Source organism: Ruegeria sp. BHSA123 (genome assembly GCF_059613425.1).
In genome coordinates this window covers 120,697-126,784 of sequence record NZ_JBXWSL010000009.1, presented here as the reverse complement: position 1 = coordinate 126,784, position 6,088 = coordinate 120,697, and the positions used below count along the sequence as shown (strand labels likewise).

The 6,088-nt window shown below is 58.3% G+C and carries 6 protein-coding genes; 1 reads left to right on the top strand and 5 read right to left on the bottom strand.

Annotation, left to right across the window (positions count from 1 at the left end; translation table 11 throughout):
* The first annotated feature begins 298 nt into the window (after positions 1 to 298).
* Entirely contained in the window at positions 299 to 1,660 is a 1,362-nt protein-coding gene (locus AC2FNC_RS07565) for a transposase (RefSeq protein WP_496714915.1), read from the top strand.
* A gap of 259 nt (positions 1,661 to 1,919) precedes the next feature.
* Here AC2FNC_RS07565 and AC2FNC_RS07560 read toward each other — a convergent pair whose 3' ends face one another.
* From AC2FNC_RS07560 to AC2FNC_RS07540, 5 genes are all read right to left on the bottom strand, one after another.
* Entirely contained in the window at positions 1,920 to 2,375 is a 456-nt protein-coding gene (locus AC2FNC_RS07560; protein ID WP_496714914.1) for a hypothetical protein, read from the bottom strand.
* A 36-nt stretch (positions 2,376 to 2,411) separates the two neighbouring features.
* Positions 2,412 to 2,957, bottom strand: a complete 546-nt coding sequence (locus AC2FNC_RS07555; protein ID WP_496714913.1) for a hypothetical protein — start codon at positions 2,955 to 2,957, stop codon at positions 2,412 to 2,414.
* Between the two features lie 78 nt (positions 2,958 to 3,035).
* Positions 3,036 to 3,695 (bottom strand): DUF3299 domain-containing protein, encoded by a 660-nt coding sequence (locus AC2FNC_RS07550; protein ID WP_496714912.1) that lies wholly within the window; start codon positions 3,693 to 3,695, stop codon positions 3,036 to 3,038.
* A 15-nt stretch (positions 3,696 to 3,710) separates the two neighbouring features.
* Entirely contained in the window at positions 3,711 to 5,123 is a 1,413-nt protein-coding gene (locus AC2FNC_RS07545) for an ABC transporter permease (RefSeq protein ID WP_496714910.1), read from the bottom strand.
* Entirely contained in the window at positions 5,123 to 5,809 is a 687-nt protein-coding gene (locus AC2FNC_RS07540) for an ABC transporter ATP-binding protein (protein ID WP_496714909.1), read from the bottom strand. Before AC2FNC_RS07540 ends, AC2FNC_RS07545 begins: the two co-directional genes overlap by 1 nt.
* Positions 5,810 to 6,088 lie beyond the last annotated feature (279 nt).

The window sequence follows — 6,088 nt, the reverse complement described above, 5'->3', positions numbered from 1 at the left end:
GATTGAGAGGTCCCAATCGTCAGACAGCCGCGCCCATTCCCAAATGCACAGGGGTCAGATCAATGCAAAACGCCTGCCACAGGCTCCAATGCCGCGCGAGCGGCTTCGTCCTATACGGTGAAAGCAGACATCGAAAAACGTCGACCTGATTTTTTGACTTAAAAGTCTGCTTATGCCGAAAGCGGCCATTCCGGAAAACTACCGGAAGTTCCGCTATGCGGAGATGCCGTTGAAAAACTCGGCTTGAGAGCTTCGCCGACTGCTGATTCACTTCTCCTGAGGCAAGGGAGAGGTGGCGATGTTAGGGCCGAAGCAGGTGGCGCAGGGCGCTTTGTTCTATGACTTCTCAATCGAGGACTTTGTGCCGTCGAACCACCTGTTGCGATGTATTGATCGGTTCGTGGATCTTTCCAGCATCCGCCCGCACCTCGCCCCCTCTTACAGCTCCACCGGGAGACCGTCGGTTGATCCTGAGCTGATGATCCGAATGCTGATCGTCGGTTATGCCTTTGGCATCCGATCCGAGCGGCGGCTGTGCGAGGAGGTGCATCTGAACCTTGCGTACCGCTGGTTCTGTCGCCTCGATCTGACTGACGTCGTCCCCGACCATTCGACCTTCTCGAAGAACCGGCATGGTCGGTTCCGCGAGAGCGGCCTGTTCCGGCATCTGTTCGAGGAGGTGCTGGCACGCTGCATTGCCGAAGGACTTGTCGGAGGCGAGCGCTTCGGGGCGGATGCCTCGCTCATCAAGGCCGACGCCAGCCGCTACACCAAGGTCGACTTCTCGGAACGGTCAGCGACTGATGTGGCCAGCGGGGCCACACGGGAGTATCTCGATACGCTCGATGACGCGGCCTTCGGCGCTGCGACGCCTGTGAAGCCGAAGGCGATCTCGCCCGCCGATCCTGCCGCCCGGCTGACGGGAGCCAATGGCGACAGGCCCTTCTTTGCCTACAGCACCAATTACCTGGTCGATCTGGATCACGCCGTCATTGTGGATGTTCAGGCCTCCGCACCGATCCGGCAGGCCGAGGTCGGCGCCGTGCGGAACATGCTGGTCAGAACGCGGGACCGTTTCAACCTGCACCCGGGCGTCCTGGCAGCGGACACGGCCTACGGCACCGCCGATATGCTCGGCTGGCTCGTCGAAGAGCAAACCATCGAACCGCACATCCCGGTCTTCGACAAATCCGAGCGCAAGGACGGGGCGTTCCCGGCTCGCGACTTCACCTACGATCCCGATGCCGATGTCTATCGATGCCCTGGCGGTCGGCTGCTGAAGCCGTACTGGCGGAACATCTCGAAGGGCCGGCCGGAGTTCGGCAAGGACGGCTTCAAGAAGTACTTCGCCCGGAAGCAGGATTGCGCTGCCTGTGCTTTGAAGCCCCGGTGCACACCCAACCAGGCCACCCGGAAGATCGCCCGATCGAGGCATGAGAATGCGCGACAGCGCGCCCGCGACCTTGCCACGACAGACGCCTATGTCGCGTCAAGCTATGCAAGGAAGAAGGTCGAAATGCTGTTTGCGCACCTAAAACGCATCATTGGTCTCGACCGCCTCCGTCTCAGAGGTCCAAACGGCGCAAAGGACGAGTTCCACCTCGCCGCAACGGTCCAGAACCTCCGCAAACTCGCCAAGCTCAGGGCAACGCCGACGTGAACCTCCGCGCCCAGAACGTTCGACCGTCTTCCCAACGAGAGCAACCGCCCGACTTTTTCAACGGTATCCGGACAACGCAGACGTTTTGGCTCATAGGATAAAAATGCGGCATCCGTCCCGAAGCAGGATTTGTGGTCGTTGACAGACGCCGCAGTGTAGCTTCTTCAAACCGGACACTCATTCAGTTTTCCACATTTGGAACCTTTAGACGGTTTTGCAGGCCAACTCGCGGCTCGACTTCTGCATTTTTGTTGCCCGTCTAATTGCCTGGCCGTGCTTCTGCCGCGAACCTGACATACTGAACCACGTCTTCCCGGTCTTCGGCGACCACAGTATTCTCCGAGAGTGCTATCGAAAGGATGTCCGCCTGGGACCAGACACCTCTTGTCCCAAACTGGCGAGCGACTGCGCCGGAAAGCCCGGGATCGACCCAGATTGCATTTTCAATCGCTTCCGAGACAGAGTCGCCAAGAGAAGAGTCTTGCCTTTGCCCGTGCAGAGCAAGCGCCTCAACCAACAATTCACGCGTGTAGCGCGGAAGCGAAGGGTCCGTGAGGTAACTGGCAGCGATATGTTCGACGGCCTCTGCACCGCGCAATTCCACCAAGGCCGTCGCATAGGCCACTATATATTGCCCCTGAGACTGCACGCTGTCGTGTAGTCCTTTTTCGACCCAGGGTTCAACGCCAAGATCGCCACTCAGGCCAAGAAGCAATATGCGAATAGGCTTCAGGTCCGTTTCGTTTATGTCTTAAATCCTTTCGGACAACCGCACGACGTCCAACTCGATCTGCAAACTGCGCAGCAGATCATAACTCGCCATGTCCAGTTCCCGCAGCGCCAACCCGTGAATGACCGGGTCCGGATGATTGAGGATGGACGCAAAGTAGGCAAATCGATCAATGTCCTCACCCAACTCCCACGCGCTCAGCCGCGACATCACCGTCCTCAGAATCGGTTCGAAGGCGGTGTCCACGAAAGCGATGCGCTGCCAGGGCCCGTATGCACCGTCACGCGCAAAGAGGACCGTTGCTGAAGGATCCAAAGCACATCGACGACGCGTAGTACTGTCAACGAGTTGCGGTATTTCCACGTAATCGAGTGTCCCTTCGAGCGCCTCAACGGCCTCGTAACTGAATGGATTTTCGGATTTCGGCCGCGCGAGCACGATGTCGTCGCTGCCCAGCAACCTGTCAACGAACGTTGGCTGAGGTGCGTAGTTGTGAAACCCGCAGGAACTGGCAGATGTCGCAACCATAAAGCCACCCAAGACCGCTGCCGCGAAAATCCTCTTCATTTCCACGCTACTGACCCCTCTGTTCTTGAAGTAGCAGAAGTCCACCTTTCGGTACGGTCCCGACGCACGTTTAGCTTTTCACGGCTCATAGGGTTCGACCGACAGTGCATTCATAACATAGCTTGTCTCGATGTCTGCAACGCCATCAATGTAACTGAGCGACTGTGTGCGACTTTGCGCACGGATTTCTCCGCTTATCCAGACCGGCTTGTATAGCCCGTCCATCTTGAAGCCCTCGTCAAACCGCACGTAGACCATCTGGTTGGCCGGAGGTGGTGGCGTGTGGATGCAGGCACCCACGGTCGGAACGAGCAGAAACTCGACCGCTTTTTCCTGGTCCATTTCCAATGGCAGCATGTACCCCGGCATTCGGATCGTCTTTCCCAGAACGTCGGGATTGGCTTCTGTTGCGGCAAGTCGACGCTGATTCATCACGATCTCTCGCTGCTTGAAGAGCCACTCCGGGTCGAGACCCTGGGCGAGCAGCTGTTCCCTCAGACTGGCGGCCTCTGCTTTGGTCTCCGCATTGGTCTGCTCGGGTTGCAGATGTTCCAACCGGTAAAGTTTGGAAAGGGCCCTGATGTGCTCATAGTCCATGTCGCGGAAAGGATCGTGGTAAGGCCGTTCTTCGGGAAGCAGGTCTTGCCACCCGATCGACATCGGATCCGAAGCAATTCCGTGCTGCGGCAAAAATGCAAATGAGATGACCGCAACCATCCGGGAAAGAGCATGTGTCACTTCGGGTCCTCCTGATCAGAAACGCATCGACAAACCGTCCGCCAGAGTCATGCGATAGACACGAATTGCCGGCATAAGGCTGGCAAGCAAACCAGAGCAGAAAATCAGCATGATGAGAAGAGCCTCACGATATGTGGGCTGAACGAAGCCGACCCTGATCCCGAGGCGTTCTGCAAGAATTGGATCGGCAAGATGGCTCATTGTTAGGAGCGCCAGGTATCCGAATATAGCGCCGGCCGCCAACAAGATGCCGGCTTCCAGCAAGATGAGACCGAAGATCTTTTGCGGAGTGGCGCCGACCGAGCGCAGTATCGCAAACTCGCGCCGACGAACATCGAGCGCGGCAGAGAGCATAACCACCATGCCAATCATTCCTGCGACGGCAACGGCAGTCGCCATCAGCCGTAGCGCCGTTTCGGCGGTGCCCGTCAGGGACCATAGCTGCAACAAAGCGATGTTGGGCAGCACTGCCGTCAGTGCTTCCGCCCGATACTCCGCAAGTTGGCGCTGGACCGAAAGAACCGACGTCTTGTCAGTCAATCCGACGTAGATTGCATTGATCGTTCCAGGCTCGTGCGTATGCGCGTCGTGCTCGTGATCCTCATGCTGCGCGTGCTCCGGGCTCTCACGTTCTTCGTGATCGTCCTCGTGCTCGTGCGCGTCCTGAAAACTGCCGTGTTCGGCGTCGTGGTCCGCCTGGTTGCGCGCGTCCCTGACGTGCGCCGACTGGCGGTTTCCATTCGAGACAGCAGCGTCAGGCGCCGGAGTTTCGAAGGGGTCTGCTGCCTCAGTAGCATCGGTCGCGTGAAGCCTGTCGAACCCTTCGAGCGAGACGAATACCATTCGATCCGTTGCTGTTCCGGTCCGCGCGAGCACACCCGTCACCGTGAAAGGTGCCTCATCGTGCAGATCGAAAGCGACTTCGCCCGAACCATGTGCATTGACGATCCGGCTTCCCGGTGCATAGGCGAATGCTTCGGCAACATCAGCCCCCACAACCGCACCGTCGGGCTCCTCGAACGCATCGCCCATGTCGAAAACCAGTGTTTCACCGCCACTGTGACGAAACCGTTCGAAATAGGCAGCCGATGTACCGATGACCGGGTATCCCCGGTGATTGTCTCCCATCATGATGGGCACAGCCCAGCTGACCTGCGGAAGCGCTTCAACCATTTCGAAGCTCTCCCATCCTATGCCGGTCCCCGTCGAGCCCACACCAAAGACCGTCGCCATCAGGATTTGCACGTCATTTCCGCGCGGTGCGACGATCAGGTCTATGCCGGAGGCGGAATTGGCGAAACCTTCCCGGGCCTCCGTTCTCAGCCGTTCCACGCCAAGGATCAATGCGACGCTCAAGGCGATGCTGAAGACCGTCAATAATGCGACGAACCTTCTGTTCAGGAGGCTCTTCAGGCTCAACTTCATCATCAATTGTCACCACCATTCAAATCGCGAAGATCTTCGGTGCGATCAAAATGACGCGCCAGCGTACGGTCGTGGCTCACAAACAGAAGGCTTGCACCCGCATGGGTACACTCCCGGAGCAACAGGTGGATGAAACCCTCCTTCGCGTCCTCGTCCAACGCCGAGGTGGGTTCGTCCGCAAGCACGACCTCGGGTGATCCGATCAGCGCGCGGGCCGCAGCTACGCGCTGCTGTTGTCCGACGCTGAGCGCACTCGCCGGCCCATGCAGAAGTGCGCCGGCATGCAGTCCCAGTTCAGCAAGCAGCCGTTCCGCGGTTTTGACCGGGTCCGCGCCCGCCTTTTGCCGCCTTGCTTCGGAAAACCGGCAGGGCAAAAGGACATTTTCCACTGGGCTGAGCCAGGGCAACAGATTGAAGACCTGAAAGATGATGCCGAGATGATCCACGCGGAACCTGTCCCGCTTGCCACCAGACAAGGCGCCCACGTCCTGTCCCGCGACCCGGATCGTTTCGCGCGGAATATCAGCCACGCCGGCAATTGCGGCAAGTAACGTCGACTTGCCGCTGCCACTCGGCCCGGAAAGGAACACGCTTTCGCCGGGGGCCAGGTCGAAAACGTTGATATTCAGCACCGGTTCAGTGGTTCCGGGCCAACTGTAGCGTAGTGATTTTATGGCAATGGAAGACATTGGCAGATTGTGCCTCCAGTCCTTGCACTGATGTCCAGTGGACAAATGACCACATCGAAGTCATTCGACTTAACCCGTGGCAAGGTTGGAGTCTGAACCCGTCCGGACACAAAGCGGTGTTGCCTCGAACCAAGAGCGGGTGAACTTCAACGAAAGGTGGATGTCCACTTTCAGTTTCCAGTTCGAATACATTCTCAGATGCGGACAGGGGCACCAATACGACAGAGGCAGCGACTGCTTTGTGTGCCGCCAGCTAGCAAAATGGGCTCGTTGCCGTCA